General features: G+C 56.6%; 15 protein-coding genes. 6 read left to right on the plus strand and 9 right to left on the minus strand.

The genetic code is table 11. The features are described from left to right. The first annotated feature begins 283 nt into the window (after positions 1 to 283). Together B3511_RS12990 and B3511_RS12995 are read left to right on the plus strand one after the other, a co-directional pair. Positions 284 to 616 carry an RcnB family protein gene (locus B3511_RS12990; RefSeq protein ID WP_040074836.1) on the plus strand — a complete coding sequence of 111 codons (333 nt, stop codon included), beginning with the start codon at positions 284 to 286 and terminating at the stop codon, positions 614 to 616. After that, positions 567 to 1,049 (plus strand): GNAT family N-acetyltransferase, encoded by a 483-nt coding sequence (locus B3511_RS12995; RefSeq protein WP_286782702.1) that lies wholly within the window; start codon positions 567 to 569, stop codon positions 1,047 to 1,049. The genes B3511_RS12990 and B3511_RS12995 overlap by 50 nt, the downstream gene beginning before the upstream one ends. A gap of 15 nt (positions 1,050 to 1,064) precedes the next feature. Here B3511_RS12995 and apbC read toward each other — a convergent pair whose 3' ends face one another. Continuing rightward, entirely contained in the window at positions 1,065 to 2,174 is a 1,110-nt protein-coding gene (gene apbC / locus B3511_RS13000) for an iron-sulfur cluster carrier protein ApbC (RefSeq protein WP_286782704.1), read from the minus strand. 166 nt (positions 2,175 to 2,340) lie between these two features. On the opposite strand from apbC, the gene metG reads away from it, so the two are divergent. Continuing rightward, positions 2,341 to 4,374: a methionine--tRNA ligase gene (gene metG / locus B3511_RS13005; protein ID WP_040074833.1), complete on the plus strand. Its 2,034-nt coding sequence runs from the start codon at positions 2,341 to 2,343 to the stop codon at positions 4,372 to 4,374. 146 nt (positions 4,375 to 4,520) lie between these two features. Next, positions 4,521 to 4,976: a DUF1307 domain-containing protein gene (locus tag B3511_RS13010; RefSeq protein ID WP_040074832.1), complete on the plus strand. Its 456-nt coding sequence runs from the start codon at positions 4,521 to 4,523 to the stop codon at positions 4,974 to 4,976. Between the two features lie 44 nt (positions 4,977 to 5,020). Here B3511_RS13010 and B3511_RS13015 read toward each other — a convergent pair whose 3' ends face one another. From B3511_RS13015 to B3511_RS13025, 3 genes are read right to left on the minus strand one after another with little or no spacing between them, the layout of a single operon-like run. Further along, positions 5,021 to 5,488 (minus strand): DUF1456 family protein, encoded by a 468-nt coding sequence (locus B3511_RS13015; protein WP_286782706.1) that lies wholly within the window; start codon positions 5,486 to 5,488, stop codon positions 5,021 to 5,023. Positions 5,489 to 5,535: 47 nt separating this feature from the next. Continuing rightward, on the minus strand, positions 5,536 to 6,255 hold the full coding sequence (btsR, locus tag B3511_RS13020) for a two-component system response regulator BtsR (RefSeq protein WP_040074830.1): 720 nt from the start codon (positions 6,253 to 6,255) through the stop codon (positions 5,536 to 5,538). Next, the gene (locus B3511_RS13025; protein ID WP_286782707.1) at positions 6,249 to 7,937 is read right to left on the minus strand and encodes a sensor histidine kinase; all 1,689 of its coding nucleotides are present in this window, start codon (positions 7,935 to 7,937) and stop codon (positions 6,249 to 6,251) included. The genes btsR and B3511_RS13025 overlap by 7 nt, the downstream gene beginning before the upstream one ends. Positions 7,938 to 8,156: 219 nt before the next feature. Here B3511_RS13025 and mlrA point away from each other — a divergent pair, with 219 nt between their 5' ends. Both mlrA and B3511_RS13035 read left to right on the plus strand, forming a co-directional pair. After that, positions 8,157 to 8,891 (plus strand): HTH-type transcriptional regulator MlrA, encoded by a 735-nt coding sequence (gene mlrA, locus B3511_RS13030; RefSeq protein ID WP_046884757.1) that lies wholly within the window; start codon positions 8,157 to 8,159, stop codon positions 8,889 to 8,891. Positions 8,892 to 8,950: 59 nt separating this feature from the next. Next, on the plus strand, positions 8,951 to 9,064 hold the full coding sequence (locus tag B3511_RS13035) for a protein YohO (protein WP_072039489.1): 114 nt from the start codon (positions 8,951 to 8,953) through the stop codon (positions 9,062 to 9,064). Here B3511_RS13035 and B3511_RS13040 read toward each other — a convergent pair. The 5 genes from B3511_RS13040 to bglX form a co-directional block, all read right to left on the minus strand. After that, positions 9,039 to 9,776 carry an ABC transporter permease gene (locus B3511_RS13040; RefSeq protein WP_286782708.1) on the minus strand — a complete coding sequence of 246 codons (738 nt, stop codon included), beginning with the start codon at positions 9,774 to 9,776 and terminating at the stop codon, positions 9,039 to 9,041. The two genes, B3511_RS13035 and B3511_RS13040, sit on opposite strands and share 26 nt — an antisense overlap. Further along, positions 9,760 to 10,710 (minus strand): ABC transporter ATP-binding protein, encoded by a 951-nt coding sequence (locus tag B3511_RS13045; protein ID WP_286782710.1) that lies wholly within the window; start codon positions 10,708 to 10,710, stop codon positions 9,760 to 9,762. The genes B3511_RS13040 and B3511_RS13045 overlap by 17 nt, the downstream gene beginning before the upstream one ends. Beyond that, positions 10,703 to 11,860 (minus strand): ABC transporter permease, encoded by a 1,158-nt coding sequence (locus B3511_RS13050; RefSeq protein ID WP_040074825.1) that lies wholly within the window; start codon positions 11,858 to 11,860, stop codon positions 10,703 to 10,705. The genes B3511_RS13045 and B3511_RS13050 overlap by 8 nt, the downstream gene beginning before the upstream one ends. 22 nt (positions 11,861 to 11,882) lie before the next feature. Continuing rightward, positions 11,883 to 12,800: a glycine betaine ABC transporter substrate-binding protein OsmF gene (gene osmF, locus B3511_RS13055; RefSeq protein WP_286782713.1), complete on the minus strand. Its 918-nt coding sequence runs from the start codon at positions 12,798 to 12,800 to the stop codon at positions 11,883 to 11,885. Between the two features lie 144 nt (positions 12,801 to 12,944). Continuing rightward, the gene (gene bglX / locus B3511_RS13060) at positions 12,945 to 15,242 is read right to left on the minus strand and encodes a beta-glucosidase BglX (RefSeq protein WP_046884753.1); all 2,298 of its coding nucleotides are present in this window, start codon (positions 15,240 to 15,242) and stop codon (positions 12,945 to 12,947) included. Positions 15,243 to 15,404 lie beyond the last annotated feature (162 nt).

Below are 15,404 nucleotides of genomic sequence, written 5' to 3' on the forward strand. Positions count from 1 at the left end.
TCCAGGCATTTTAAACGCTGTGCTAAAAAATTAACACAGCGTGTGCGTTCTATTACTGGCTAACGGCTTAAGATTCGGAATTCATTAATAAAGCAATACAAATAATTATTACTATTCTTAATCTAATTCATGCGACCGATAATTAGCGACCGCGCCTGGCGGCCAAAAGTACGGTTTTGTTACATTTTTTCTCGACGCGCCAGCAAGCGAAACTTGAGATAGACTGTCGGTTGAGTAATAACTGATGTCGCGTCACAGCAAAGCATTAAGAACTGGAGAAAAAATGAACAAAGGTAAAGTACTGCTTCTGGGCACATTACTGTCTCTGGCGAGCACAGCATTTATTGCGCCTCTGGCCGTTGCGGCCCCTGGTGGCATCCAGGCCTATGAGGAGCAGGAGTTTATTGCCGATTTCACCAAATACAAAATTGGCGATTTTGCCCCCGCCCAATACCAGACCCCGGAATACACCATTAAACAGTACAATCTGCGTAACTTGCCTGCGCCCGATGCCGGCACGCACTGGACTTACATGGGTGAGAACTACGTACTGATTGGCGATACCGATGGCAAAATCTACAAAGCCTACAACGGTGACATCTTCTACCATCGTTAAGCCCGTGAAAATTCGTCCCTGGCAGGAGAGTGACCGCCCTTTCCTGCGCACGCTCTACCTCCACGCCCGTCGCGCTGCCTGGCCATGGCTTGATGATAACGCCTGGCGTCTTGAGGATTTCGATGCCGCCACGCTTAATGAGCAGATTTGGGTGGCTATAGACGCGGGTCACCGGGTAGGTTTTGCCTCAGTGGCGGTCAATGACAATTTCCTGCACTGCCTCTTTGTCGATCCCCATTTCCAGGGTCAGGGGGCAGGTAAGGCCTTGCTCGAACATGTTCAGCAAAGGTTTACCAGCACCGGTGCATTGAAATGTCTGGTGAAGAACAGTCGTGCCGTGGAATTTTACCAGCGCCAGGGGTGGCATATTGAAGCGACGGGAGAGTCGCCGGACGGCGAGTATTATCTGATGCACTACAGGCTGCCCGGTTAGGGCAGCCTGCTTATTTTAGACCGCGCGGAACGCGATTTCGCTCGGGATAACATCACCCTGCCAGTAGAGCTGCGCCGCAACGCGCCCCGCCAGCTGGCGATACATATCTGCAAACTCGCTAGACGGACGGCTCACGACCGTTGGCTTGCCGCTGTCGAGATCCTCACGTAGCGTGATGTGTAACGGCATCTGTCCCAGCAGTTGAGTGTTATACTGTTCAGCCAGTTTTTCTGCGCCACCGGTTCCGAAGATAGGCTCATGATGCCCGCAGTTGCTGCAGATGTGCATGCTCATGTTCTCAACGATACCCAGCACCGGCACTTCCACTTTCTCGAACATCACGATGCCTTTTTTAGCATCGATAAGCGCGATGTCCTGCGGTGTGGTCACCACAACCGCCCCGGTGACCGGGATGTTCTGCGCCAGAGTCAACTGAATGTCCCCGGTACCCGGCGGCATATCCAGGACCAGGTAATCCAGATCCGGCCACATGGTCTCTTGTAACATCTGCATCAGAGCTTTACTGGCCATCGGACCGCGCCACACCATGGCGTTGTCGTCAGTTACCAGGTAACCGATAGAGTTTGTCGCCAGCCCGTGCGCCATGATCGGCGCCATATGGGTGCCATCCGGCGACGTTGGGCGCTGGTTTTCTGCTCCCAACATGTTCGGGATCGATGGGCCATAAATGTCCGCATCCAGGATGCCCACTTTTGCCCCTTCTGCGGCCAGCGCCAGCGCCAGGTTTACCGCGGTAGAGGATTTCCCTACCCCGCCCTTGCCGGAACTGACAGCAATGATATTTTTCACGCCGTTCACGCCCGGATGGTTTTTCACGCGCTTGAGGGTGGCGATGCTGTGCGACAACTTCCAGTCAATCGCTTTTGCGCCGGTAATGCGCAGCAGCTCAGAGCTGGTCTGCTCTTTCAGCGTTTCGAAAGCGCTGCGCCAGATAAACGGCATTTGCAGCTCAATGTGCAGCGTCTCATCCAGCCACGCTACATGGTGCAGCGCTTTCAGCGTGGTGAGATTGTGTTTCAGGGTTGGATGCTGAAAATTTGCCAGCGTCCCGGCGACCATTGCTCGTAAGGCTTCCGGTGATTTGGCCTGGGATTGAGAACTCATCCCGACTCCTTTGTTGTAGTTCTGAAATAGCATGCGTAGAGCCTAAGTTTACCCTACAGGCCACAATTATTCATTTATGGATTGATGCCCTTATTTCTTGGCGTAGTTATTCCCTTTCGGGTAACATCAAACCCCCTTTTCACAGTTAAAAGAAGTAATGCTTACTATGACTCAAGTCGCGAAAAAAATTCTGGTAACGTGCGCACTGCCGTACGCCAACGGCTCTATCCACCTCGGCCACATGCTGGAGCATATCCAGGCTGATGTCTGGGTCCGTTACCAGCGAATGCGCGGCCACGAAGTCAACTTCATCTGTGCAGACGATGCCCACGGCACGCCAATCATGCTGAAAGCGCAGCAGCTTGGCGTCAGCCCGGAGCAGATGATCGGGGAGATGAGTCAGGAACACCAGACCGACTTCGCCGGTTTCGATATCAGCTATGACAACTACCACTCGACGCACAGCGACGAGAACCGCGAGCTGTCAGAGCTTATCTATACCCGTCTGAAAGAGAACGGTTTTATTAAAAACCGCACTATTTCTCAGCTCTACGATCCGGAAAAAGGCATGTTCTTGCCAGACCGTTTCGTGAAAGGCACCTGCCCGAAATGCAAATCGCCGGATCAGTATGGCGATAACTGCGAAGTGTGCGGCGCGACCTACAGCCCGACCGAACTTATCGAGCCGAAATCCGTGGTGTCTGGCGCAACGCCTGTCATGCGTGACTCTGAGCACTTCTTCTTTGACCTGCCGTCGTTCAGCGAAATGCTGCAGGCCTGGACCCGCAGCGGTGCGCTGCAGGAGCAGGTCGCCAATAAAATGCAGGAGTGGTTCGAGTCTGGTCTGCAGCAGTGGGATATCTCCCGCGATGCGCCGTACTTTGGCTTTGAGATCCCGAACGCGCCGGGCAAATATTTCTACGTCTGGCTGGATGCGCCAATTGGCTACATGGGCTCTTTCAAGAACCTGTGCGACAAGCGCGGCGACACCACCAGCTTTGAGGAATACTGGAAGAAAGATTCCACCGCCGAGCTCTACCACTTTATCGGCAAAGACATTGTGTACTTCCACAGCCTGTTCTGGCCGGCCATGCTGGAAGGCAGCAACTTCCGCAAGCCAACCAACCTGTTCGTCCACGGCTACGTGACGGTGAACGGCGCGAAGATGTCCAAATCCCGCGGCACCTTCATTAAAGCCAGCACCTGGCTGAACCACTTCGACGCGGACAGCCTGCGCTACTACTACACCGCGAAGCTCTCTTCCCGTATCGACGATATCGACCTGAACCTGGAAGATTTCGTCCAGCGCGTCAACGCGGACATCGTTAACAAGGTGGTGAACCTGGCCTCCCGTAACGCGGGCTTCATTGCTAAGCGTTTCGACGGCGTGCTCTCTGCCGAACTGGCCGATCCTGCGCTGTACAAAACCTTCACCGACGCCGCCGCTGCGATTGGCGAGGCCTGGGAAAGCCGTGAATTCGGTAAAGCCATTCGCGAAATCATGGCGCTGGCTGACGTGGCGAACCGCTACGTTGACGAGCAGGCACCGTGGGTTGTTGCTAAGCAGGAAGGCCGCGATGCGGACCTGCAGGCTATCTGCACCATGGGCCTGAATATGTTCCGCGTGCTGATGACCTGGCTGAAGCCGGTTCTGCCGCAGCTCTCTGCCCGTGCTGAAGCATTCCTGAACACCGAACTGACCTGGGATGCCATCCAGCAGCCGCTGCTCGGCCACAAGGTGAACACCTTCAAGGCGCTCTATAACCGCATCGAAATGAAGCAGGTTGAGGCCCTGGTCGACGCCTCTAAAGAAGAGGTGAAGGCTGCCGCTGCGCCGGTAACCGGCCCGCTGGCAGACGATCCGATTCAGGAGACCATCACCTTTGATGATTTCGCCAAAGTCGACCTGCGCGTCGCGCTGATTGAAAACGCGGAATTCGTCGACGGCTCCGACAAGCTGCTGCGTCTGACGCTGGATCTGGGCGGCGAGAAGCGTAACGTCTTCTCCGGCATCCGCTCTGCCTATCCAGATCCGCAGGTGCTGATTGGTCGCCTGACGGTGATGGTGGCTAACCTTGCGCCACGCAAAATGCGCTTCGGCATCTCTGAAGGTATGGTGATGGCCGCAGGTCCTGGCGGGAAAGATATCTTCCTGTTAAGCCCTGACGACGGCGCGAAGCCGGGTCAGCAGGTGAAATAACCCCCTCCCCTTGAAAGCGCTGCACTGGCAGCGCTTTTTTTATAAATTCCGAAATCAAATCCCTTCACCACATTCCCGCTTTGGATATCACGGCGACCTGTTAGCATCGTCGCGAAAAAGGGTCTGCTTTAACAAAAGGGAATTTGATGACAGTAAACCGCCTCACCACCGCGCTGGCCGTGGTCTTGTTCGCCGCCACGGCTGTGGGCTGCGATAGCACAAGCGAAAACAGCCGCACCTTTACCAACGGCGCAAAAGAGAGTGAGATCACCTTCACCTATTACTATGAAGGGGACACCATCACTCGTCAGGATACCCAGAGTAAGATCACCTACCGATCGATGGGTGCCGCGGATGAAGCGCAGGCGCGTCAGTCCATTGAGCCCATGGTGGCCCATTACGCCGGGGTTAAAGGCGCCAAATACAGTGCAGAGTATCAGCCCGACGCCGTACTGCTACGCGTCTCGGTAAACTTTAGCGAGGTCAGCGACCGCGATCTGTGCAAATTACAGGGTAAAGAGGCCGACTGTGAAAAACCGAGCCTTTCAATGGCTGAATCGGCAGAACATCGGCTTGCGCAGGGATTTGTCGAGGTGAAATGAGTACGCGCCCCCGCAGAACGTAGCTGCCGGGGCGGTCACTGGCGTCAGGCTTTGGCGTGCACCCGGTTGGTCAGGCCGCGCAGGAAGTAACGCAAGAACTGATCGCCGCACTCACGGTAGTTCTTGTGGTCCGGCGCGCGCATCATGGCCGTGATTTCCGGCATAGAGACGCGAAACTTCTGCTCGGTCATGATCGCCAGAATATCGTCTGTTTTCAGGGAGAAGGCGATGCGCAGTTTCTTCAGCACCGTGTTATTGTTAACACGACGCTCGAGCGCCAGCTCAGGCGCGGATTCATCTTTGCCACGCTTATCGTAGATCAGCCCGTTCAGGAAGCCAGACAGAATAATGTCCGGACAACGGACAAAACCCTCTTCGTCTTCTTTGGTCATCCAGGTGTCGAAACCGGCAGAGGTGGACTCCATCTTGGAGAGCGCAAGAATGCGCACCATATCGTTATTGTTCGCTTTCAGGGTGTAGCGCAGGCTACGAAGAATGTCATTACTAAGCATGAGTGCCTTTAACTGTCGATAATGCAATGGCGCGCAGTGTAGCAGTTTTACAGACCAATCGCCTCTTTCAAACTCTTCAGATAGCGGCGGCTCACCGGCACCGTCTGCCCGGATTTTAACACCAGCTCCGCCTGACCGTTCTCCTCCAGCCGGATCTCTTCCAGGTGGGCCATGTTAACCAGGTATTGTCGATGGCAGCGCAACAGCGGCGTGCGGCTCTCCAGGGTTCGTAGCGTCAGCTCGGTAAAACCCTCTTTGCCTTCATGGCTGGTCACGAAAACCCCACTCATTCGACTGCTGACAAAGGCCACGTCATCCATCTGCAGCAGATAAATACGGCTATGGCCCGAACAGGGAATGAACTTCAGGGGCTGCTGATTTTCCGCCAGCAGCGAAACATCCTGCACGCTACGCTCTTGCCGTAAGCGGTTAAGGGTCTTTTCCAGCCGCTTCTCTTCGATGGGCTTCAGCAGATAATCAAACGCATGTTCTTCAAAGGCTTTTACTGCGTACTCATCGTAGGCGGTCAGAAAAACGATATAGGGCCGGTGCGCCGGATCGAGCATTCCCACCATCTCCAGCCCGCTGATGCGTGGCATCTGAATGTCCAGAAACAGCACATCCGGGCGCAGCGTATGGACGGCCCCGATAGCTTCGATGGCGTTGGCGCACTCCCCCACCACCTCGATATCACGCTGTTCCTGCAGGAGCACCCGCAGGTTTTCCCTCGCCAGAGGTTCATCATCAACTATCAGCACGTTCAGCATGTGCGTTCCTCCAGGGGCAGACGTAAGGTAATACGGGTAAAGCAATCCGGTTCACAGGCCACGGTAATGCCGCAGCTATCGCCGAAATGGGCACGCAATCGTTTATCGACCAGCCCCATGCCCAGTCCAGTGGATCCGGGTTTTGCGATATACAAGCCAGCGTTATCTTCAATATCAAGCACCAGATGGTGATTAAACTGGCTGGCGGTAATGGAGATCTCACCGGTGCCCAACAGCTGGGAAGTGCCATGCTTGATGGCGTTCTCGACCAGCGGCTGCAGGGTAAAAGCAGGCAGCTGTTGCCATGAGAGCTTCTCCGGCACGTTCAGCGTTACCTGTAAACGCGCCTGGAAGCGCGCCTTTTCAATTTGCAGATAGGCATTCACATGCTCTATTTCATCTGCCAGGGTGACAATCTCTGACGGCCGCTTCAGGTTCTTACGGAAGAAGGTCGATAAAAATTGCACCAGCTGCGTGGCCTGGTCGCTATCACGGCGGATCACCGCCTTAAGCGTATTCAGGGCATTGAACAGGAAATGCGGATTTACCTGAGCATGCAGCAGCTTGATCTCCGACTGCGTCAGTAACGCTTTTTGTCGCTCATACTGCCCGGCCAGAATCTGCGCCGAGAGCAGCTGGGCAATCCCCTCCCCCAGCGTGCGGTTGATGGAGCTAAAGAGTCGGTTTTTGGCTTCATAGAGCTTGATGGTGCCCATGACCCGCTGATTCTCTCCCCGCAGCGGGATCACCAGCGTCGACCCCAGCTTGCACTGGGGATGCAGCGAACAGCGGTACGGCACTTCGTTACCGTCTGCGTAGACTACCTCACCGGTCTCGATGGCGCGAAGCGTATAGCTGGACGAAATCGGTCTGCCCGGCTGGTGATGGTCGTCTCCAATACCGGTAAAGGCCAGCAACTTCTCACGATCGGTGATGGCTACCGCGCTGATGTCCAGCTCCTGATGCAGAACCAGCGCCACTTTCATGCTGTTCTCTTCGTTGAATCCCTGGCGCAAAATCCCCTCTGTCGAGGCCGCGACTTTCAGGGCGGTGGCGGAAAATGCCGAGGTATACTTTTCAAACATGGCCCGCTTATCGAGCAAGATACGCATAAAAAGTGCGGCACCGACGGTGTTCGTGACCATCATCGGTGCCGCGATGCTGCTCACCAGATGCAGCGCGCTGTCATAGGGGCGGGCAATAAGCAGGATGATCAACATTTGCACCAGTTCGGCCACAAAGGTGATGGCGCCCGCGGTCAAGGGGCTGAAAACTTTGTCCGGACGGCCACGCTTAATCATGTAGCTGTGCACCAGCCCACCCAGCAGCCCCTCAACGATGGTGGAGATCATGCAGCTTAGCGCCGTCATGCCGCCCATGGAGTAGCGGTGCAGCCCACCGGTCAACCCCACCAACCCACCTACAACCGGGCCGCCCAGCAGCCCGCCCATGACCGCGCCAATAGCGCGCGTATTGGCAATGGAGTCTTCAATATGCAGGCCGAACCAGGTGCCGAGAATACAGAAAATAGAGAATACGACGTAGCAGAGGAGTTTATGCGGCAGACGCACGGTGACCTGCATCAGGGGGATAAAGAGGCGCGTTTTGCTCATCAGCCAGGCAATGACCAGGAACACACACATCTGCTGAAGCAGTAACAACACCAGATTGAATTCGTACATACTTGAAAACCGCAAACCCTAAAAGCGCGTAACATACACCCATAAGCGTTAACTTTCTTTGTAGCAATACTTAATAAACCTCGTTTCGTGGCTGACATCACACCTTTTGCTGAACATATTCTGATCTTCGTATTGTTTGTGCAAAAAAAGGACAATTCTTCCTGGTTCGCGAAACTCGGTCTACAGTTAAGCTGGGAATGCGCAAGCCAGGGGGCTCAGATGGCGCTTTACACGATAGGGGAAGTGGCACTTCTTTGTGACATCAATCCCGTTACGTTACGGGCCTGGCAGCGTCGCTACGGATTACTGAAACCGCAGCGAACCGACGGCGGGCATCGGCTGTTTAACGATGCGGATATCGATCGGATCCGCGAAATTAAAGGCTGGATTGATAACGGCGTGCAGGTCAGCAAGGTGAAAACCCTGCTGAGCGAGCAGAATAATACTGAACAGGACATCTGGCGCGAACAACAGGAAGTGTTGCTACGCTATTTGCAGTCTGGCCATCTCAACCGCCTGCGTCTCTGGCTTAAGGAACGGGGCAGTGACTATCCCGCACAGACGTTAATTGCCCACCTTTTCATCCCCCTTCGCCGACGTCTGCAATCCCAACAACCAACCCTTCAGGCGTTACTGAGTGCACTGGATGGCGTGCTGATTAATTACATCTGCATCTGTCTGGCGACGGCGCGTAAGAAAAACAGCAAAGACGCGCTCGTCATTGGCTGGAACGTGCATGATACGACCCGCCTGTGGCTGGAAGCCTGGATCGCCGCCCAGCAGGGGTGGCGCGTCGATGTGCTGGCTCATTCGCTCGGCCAGTTGCGCCCGGAGCTGTTCGACGGCCAGACGCTGCTGGTGTGGTGCGGTGAGTCCCCCACCGAAGCACAGCAGCAGCAACTGACCCAGTGGCAAGAGCACGGATATCCAGTCTTCTCCCTTAATGGCAATTAATGGTTCATTAACAGCCTTGCTTCGCCGTATAATCGCTCTGTTAACAAAAGGAGCACAAGATGAAAGCAACCAAAGTGGCGGTAATCACCCTGTTCGCACTGATGGCCGTAAGCGGTATTGGCGGTGTGATGCTGGCTGGCTATTCCTTTATTGTTCGCGGCGGTGTCGGCTGATCCAGCCTGCCAGCCGTTCAAAGGCGCGGTCTACCACAATGGCCGCCAGCGCCACCAGAGTCGCCCCCTGAATGATATAAGCCGTATTGAATCCGCTTAAGCCGATAATAATCGGCGTTCCCAGTGTGTTCGCCCCCACCGTCGACGCGATAGCCGCCGTACCAATATTGATGATCACCGAGGTGCGGATACCGGCCATCATCACCGGCGCCGCCAGCGGCAGCTCAATACTGCGCAGTCGCTGCCAGCCGCTCATCCCCATCCCTTCCGCTACGCTGATGGCCGAGGCGGGCACTGCCGCGAGCCCTGCCAGCGTCGCCTGTAAAATCGGCAACACGCCGTAGAGGATCAGGGCGATAATCGCCGGCTGTTGCCCAAACCCCATCACGGGCACCGCAATGGCCAGTACCGCCACCGGCGGGAACGTCTGCCCGATAGCAGCCAGCGTTTCAATTAATGGGCGAAACTCCGCCCCTGCCGGACGCGTCACCGCAATGCCTGCCCCCACGCCAATCGCCACCGCAATCAGGCTCGATATCCCCACCAGCCAGAAGTGCGCCAGCGTCAGGCTCAGAAAACTCTCTTGCTGATAAACCGGACGAGGCAGTTCAGGAAACAGAGCGCTGAAAAGGGGCGCACTGTGGGGCATGAGCAGCAGCAGCGCCACGAAGAGCAGCACCAGCCACAACAGCGGATCACGCATCCACTTCATGCGCGGCCTCCCCGTTCAGCAGATCGCGAAAATGCAGCGTGCCGCAAGGCTGACCCTGGGCGTTGACGACCGGCAACCGCTCGCAGCGGCCAGTGACAAACGCCGACAGGGCATCGCGCAGGGTCATGCTGTCTTGTAAGGGCTCACCCGCCTCAGGGGTCATCTCCCGGCGCATCGACTCACCCACCGTTCGCAGGGAGAGCAACCGCACCCCCAGCTCGCTGTGGCCAAAGAACTCACGTACAAAGGGGGTGGCGGGCTGTGTTAACAGCTCCAGCGGCGAGCCTTGCTGCACGACTCTGCCGTTATCCATCAGCACCAGTCTGTCCGCCAGCCTCAGGGCCTCGTCAATATCGTGGGTCACCAGAACAATGGTGCGCCCCAGAATGCGGTGAATACGGGTCATCTCCAGCTGCAATGCGCTGCGTGTGACCGGATCCAGCGCCCCGAAGGGTTCATCCATTAATAGCACTTCTGGGTTAGCAGCCAGCGCCCGGGCAACCCCTACGCGCTGCTGCTGCCCGCCAGAAAGCTGATGCGGATAGCGTTCCCGCAGGGAGGGATCCAGACCCAGCAGCGCCATCAGCTCATCGACGCGGTCGTCGATCTGTTGTTTCGACCACTTTTGCAACTGCGGCACGGTGGCAATATTGCGCGCGACCGTCCAGTGGGGGAACAGCCCGATGGATTGAATGGCGTACCCCATACGCCGACGCAGCTCCAGCACCGGCAGGCTGCGGATCTCTTGCCCGGCGAAGCAGATGCGGCCGCTGTCATGTTCCACCAGCCGATTGATCATTTTCAGGGTGGTGGACTTCCCCGATCCGGAGGTGCCAATCAGCACTGAAAACGCCCCCTCCTCACAGGTGAGGTTCAGGTCGCTGACCGCCGGCTGACCGGCGAATACTTTATTTACATCCTGGAATTCAATCATCGCGACTCCCTTTCAGTAGCGCTATCCACAGGGCGAAGAGAGCGTCAATGACGACTGCCAGCGCAATGACCGGCACCACACCCAACAGCACAAGATCGAGGGCACTACTCAGCAGCCCCTGGAACACCAGTGCACCAAACCCGCCGGCTCCAATCAGCGCGGCAATCACCGCCATCCCGACCGTCTGTACCGCTACCACCCGTAATGCGCGTAGCAGCACCGGTAGCGCAAGGGGAAGCTGGATCTGCCAGAAGCGCTGACGGGCGTTCATGCCCATCGCATCAGCACTTTCCAGTACGTCGGCAGGCACATGGCTTAACCCCGCCACCATCCCTCGCGCCAGCGGCAGCAAGGCGTAGAGCACCAGGGCAATCAGCGCCGGGGTTAGCCCTGTCCCGGCGATACCCAGCGTCGAGAGCCACGGAAAGGCTTTGGTCAGCCCGGCCAGCGGCGCGATCAGCAGGCCAAACAGGGCCACGGAAGGGATAGTCTGGATAACATTCAACACCGCAAACACCGGCCCCTGGCGGGTGGGATGGCGATAACACCACATCCCCAGCGGCACGCCAATGACCAGCGCAGGGGCGAGAGTGCCCAGCAATAGCGTTAGATGCTGCGCCAGCGCGTTATCAAACACCTCCTGCCGATTGGCGTACTCCTTTAGCAACGATAAGCTATTCAACTCACCGCTAAAGAGCAGGGCTAACGGCAGGATCCAGATTTGCGCATGCAGCAGCCAGCGCCAGACAGGCTGAGTCGAGAGACGACGAATAGCATCGCTGCATGCCAGCAAGCACAAGGCCAGCCAGAGCCACAGACCGCTGCCAACCGACGTACGAGCCAGCGGACTCTCTGCCGTTACCAGGTGTGTGGCCGCCTGCCCTGCGCTCCAGAAAAGCACAATAAACAGCAGCTCGCATACCAGTAGCGTCAGCATCAGCGCCAGTCGGCCACGCGCCAGCGATAGCCCCGCCAGCAGGCAGAGCGGCGCCAGAAGCAGCCAGGGGGAAAAAGACCAGATTTGCCAGAGCGCACGCCCCTCTCCGGAAACCAGCCGGTTTGGGGCGAAATTGACGAAAGGCAGCGCGGCTGCCGCCACAGCCAGAATGGCCAGCAGCAACAGCACGCGGTTATGACAGGTTATCGGCACAGCAGAGTCCTGTTGCGGTGGGCTATTTCACCAGCCCTTTCGACTTAAGATAATCTGCCGCCACTTTTTTGGCATCCAGCCCCTCTACCGCAATGCTGGCATTCAGCTGCTGTAAGGTTTTCTCATCCAGGCTTTCAAAGACGGGCTTCAGCCATTCGCCGAGCTGCGGATAGGCCTTCAGCACCGCTTCCCGCACCACGGGTGCAGGCGCATAAATAGGCTGAACCCCCTTCGGATCGGTAAGGGTCTGTAGACCCAACGCCGCGACCGGGCCGTCGGTGCCGTAGGCCATAGCCGCATTCACCCCGGAAGTCTGCTGCGCCGCCGCTTTAATGGTCACAGCCGTATCGCCACCGGCCAGTGACAATAGCTGGCTCTGGTCGAGCTTGAAGCCGTAAGTTTTTTCAAACGCGGGTAACGCATCCGCACGTTCGATAAATTCTGCCGACGCGGCCAGTTTGAATTCGCCTTTCTCTTTCAGATAGCGGCTAAGATCCTCAAGCGTCGTCAGTTTGCCCTTTTCCGCCACGTCATTGCGCACCGCGATGGTCCAGGTGTTATTGGCCGGGGCCGGGGTTAACCACACCAGCTTGTTCTGTTCGGCGTCGAGTTTTTTAACTTTTTCGTAGCCCTGGCTGGCATTCTTCCATGCGGCATCGTTTTCATCTTTGAAGAAAAACGCCCCGTTGCCGGTATATTCCGGGTAGATATCCAGCTCGCCGGACGTGATGGCACCGCGCACTACCGGGGTGGTGCCAAGCTGAACTTTATTGACTGTTTTTACGCCGTGACTTTCGAGCACCTGCAAAATGATATTGCCGAGCAGCGCCCCCTCCGTATCAATTTTAGAGCCCACTTTCACAGGCTCCGCGGCCTGCAGCGGTAAACTCAACGCCGCCAAAAGTGCCGCTGAGCCTAAAATCCCCTTCGAAATCGTCATACCTCATTCCTCATTTTTTTATCGCCCTTTTCAGAGGCTTGAGTGAAAAGCGTAGTTTAAAATCGCGAAATTAACCGCCAAATTGCGTTATTTGCATCGCGTGAGAGACATCCCCCGCACGGCAGGGGATGTCTGGAGGAGGGGTTACAGCAGTTCGAACTCGCCTTTGTTTACCCGCGCAGAGTCCTGGCCAATAAAGACGTTGAATTTGCCCGGTTCAGCATCGTACTTCATGCGCTGATTCCAGAACTTAAGCGCCTCGATATCGATCGGGAAGTTAACGGTTTTGGTCTCGCCCGGCTTCAGGCTAATCTTCTCAAACCCACGCAGTTGTTTAACCGGGCGGCTGGTTGAGGCGGTAACGTCCTGAATGTACATCTGCAGCACGGTCGCACCTTCACGTTTACCGCTGTTGGTTACCTGCACGCTGGCGGTGACCTTGCCGTCACGGGCCATCGACGGGGAAGACATTTTCACCTCAGAGACGCTAAATGTGGTGTAGCTCAGGCCATAGCCAAAGGGATAAAGCGGGCCATTGGCTTCGTCGAAGTAGCGTGAGGTGTATTTGTTTGGCTTATCCGCGTTGTACGGACGGCCGGTGTTGAGGTGGCTGTAGTAAACCGGGATCTGTCCAACCGAACGCGGGAAGGACATCGGCAGCTTACCGGACGGGTTGTAATCGCCAAACAGCACATCGGCAATGGCGTTCCCGCCCTCGGTGCCGGCGAACCAGGTTTCCAGAATGGCATCCGCCTGCTGATCCTCTTTTACCAGCGCCAGCGGACGGCCATTCATCAGCACCAGCACCAGCGGTTTGCCGGTGGCTTTCAGCGCGGTAATCAGGTCACGCTGACTTTGCGGCAGGGTGATGTCAGTCCGGCTGGAGGCCTCATGGGCCATGCCCTGCGCTTCACCCACCACGGCAACGATGACGTCAGACTGCTTCGCGGTATTCACCGCTTCGTCGATCATCTCTTTTGGCGAACGCGGATCGACCTTCACCGCCTCTTCATACTGATTGAGGAAGGTGACGATGCCCTGATCGTTAGTCACGTTGGCACCTTTGGCATACTTCACGGTGGCGTTGTCGCCCAGCGCATTTTTGATACCCGTCAGCACGGTGACCGACTGGTCCGCCACCCCGGCTGCCGACCAGCTCCCCATCACGTCGCGCTTGCTGTCGGCCAGCGGCCCGATCACCGCCACGGTGCCCGATTTGGCGAGCGGCAGCGTATTGAGACGGTTTTTCAGCAGCACCAGACTTTCGCGGGCGACTTCGCGGGCTTCTTTACGATGCAGGCGGCTTTCGGCGTTCGTGTCTACCGGATCAGACTCTTTCGGCCCCAGGTGGCTGTACGGATCGTTAAACAGCCCCATGTCATATTTCACATTCAGAACGTGACGGGTCGCGTCGTCCAGCTCCGCCATGGTGACCTTGCCCGATTTGACCAGCCCCGGCAGATATTTGCTGTAATACTCGTCGCTCATGCTCATGTTAATGCCAGACTTCAGGGCGACGCGCACAGCATCTTCAGGATCGGAGGCGGTGCCGTGCTTGATCAGCTCCTTAATGGCCCCGTGATCGGAAACGGTAATGCCCTTGAAGCCCCACTCGTCACGCAGAACCTCTTTCAGCAGCCAGGCATCCGAGGTCGCCGGGGTCCCGTTCAGGGAGTTCAGGGCGACCATTACCGCGCCGCTGCCCGCGTCCAGCCCCGCTTTGTAGGGCGGCATATAGTCGTTAAACAGACGCTGCGGGCTCATGTCGACGGTGTTGTACTCTTTACCACCCTCAACGGCGCCGTAGGCTGCGAAGTGCTTTACGCTGGTCATCACCGAATAGCGATCCGCCGGGCTTTTGCCCTGCATCGCTTCCACCATGGTTTTGCCCAGGGTGGCGGTAAGGTAGGTATCTTCCCCGAAGCCTTCCGAGGCGCGGCCCCAGCGCGGATCGCGAGAGACATCGACCATTGGCGCCCAGGTCATATTCAGGCCATCGTCGGCTGCTTCATACGCCGAGACGCGCCCCACGGTTTTCACCGCATCGAGGTTAAATGAGGAGGCCAGACCCAGGCTAATCGGGAAGACGGTACGCTGGCCGTGCAGCACGTCATAGGCAAAGAACAATGGGATCTTCAGGCGACTCAACTCCATCACCTGGTCCTGCATTTTGCGGATGTCCTGGCGGGTGACGGTATTGAAAATCGCCCCAACCTGACTCTCTTTGATCATCTCACGGATGGCCTCTTTCGGGTTATCCGGGCCGACGCTGATAAGACGTAACTGACCAATTTTCTCATCGACCGTCATCTTCTTGAGCAGGTCGGTAACAAAGGCGTCACGCGCTTCCGGCGTCAGGGGATGATTGCCAAACAGCTCATCAGCCAGCGCGGGTTGCAGTGCCAGACTTACAGCGACACCTACAGAACATAGCCATTTCATGTCGTTTACTCTCTCATCAATAACCGCCGGATAATCGCGGCCAGACCGTGCGAAAAACGCAGTGTGCCATAAACCCTGCGCCGCTTGCAGGGTTTATTCTCTGATTTTTCTGGTGAATAGAGGTTCGTCTAAAGATTAATCGCGCTATGCTGTAGAGCACGA

This window comes from Leclercia sp. UBA1284, assembly GCF_002308415.1.
Lineage (GTDB): Bacteria > Pseudomonadota > Gammaproteobacteria > Enterobacterales > Enterobacteriaceae > Enterobacter > Enterobacter pneumoniae.

What these genes read in the sequence shown, in the direction of transcription:
- B3511_RS13025 (WP_286782707.1), bottom strand. Translation starts at nt 7,937, where the DNA reads ATGTACGAATTCAATCTGGTGTTGTTACTGCTTCAGCAGATGTGTGTG.
- metG (WP_040074833.1), top strand. Translation starts at nt 2,341, where the DNA reads ATGACTCAAGTCGCGAAAAAAATTCTGGTAACGTGCGCACTGCCGTAC.
- mlrA (WP_046884757.1), top strand. Translation starts at nt 8,157, where the DNA reads ATGGCGCTTTACACGATAGGGGAAGTGGCACTTCTTTGTGACATCAAT.
- B3511_RS13015 (WP_286782706.1), bottom strand. Translation starts at nt 5,488, where the DNA reads ATGCTTAGTAATGACATTCTTCGTAGCCTGCGCTACACCCTGAAAGCG.
- apbC (WP_286782704.1), bottom strand. Translation starts at nt 2,174, where the DNA reads ATGAGTTCTCAATCCCAGGCCAAATCACCGGAAGCCTTACGAGCAATG.
- B3511_RS12990 (WP_040074836.1), top strand. Translation starts at nt 284, where the DNA reads ATGAACAAAGGTAAAGTACTGCTTCTGGGCACATTACTGTCTCTGGCG.
- bglX (WP_046884753.1), bottom strand. Translation starts at nt 15,242, where the DNA reads ATGAAATGGCTATGTTCTGTAGGTGTCGCTGTAAGTCTGGCACTGCAA.
- B3511_RS12995 (WP_286782702.1), top strand. Translation starts at nt 567, where the DNA reads ATGGCAAAATCTACAAAGCCTACAACGGTGACATCTTCTACCATCGTT.
- B3511_RS13040 (WP_286782708.1), bottom strand. Translation starts at nt 9,776, where the DNA reads ATGAAGTGGATGCGTGATCCGCTGTTGTGGCTGGTGCTGCTCTTCGTG.
- B3511_RS13010 (WP_040074832.1), top strand. Translation starts at nt 4,521, where the DNA reads ATGACAGTAAACCGCCTCACCACCGCGCTGGCCGTGGTCTTGTTCGCC.
- B3511_RS13035 (WP_072039489.1), top strand. Translation starts at nt 8,951, where the DNA reads ATGAAAGCAACCAAAGTGGCGGTAATCACCCTGTTCGCACTGATGGCC.
- osmF (WP_286782713.1), bottom strand. Translation starts at nt 12,800, where the DNA reads ATGACGATTTCGAAGGGGATTTTAGGCTCAGCGGCACTTTTGGCGGCG.
- btsR (WP_040074830.1), bottom strand. Translation starts at nt 6,255, where the DNA reads ATGCTGAACGTGCTGATAGTTGATGATGAACCTCTGGCGAGGGAAAAC.
- B3511_RS13045 (WP_286782710.1), bottom strand. Translation starts at nt 10,710, where the DNA reads ATGATTGAATTCCAGGATGTAAATAAAGTATTCGCCGGTCAGCCGGCG.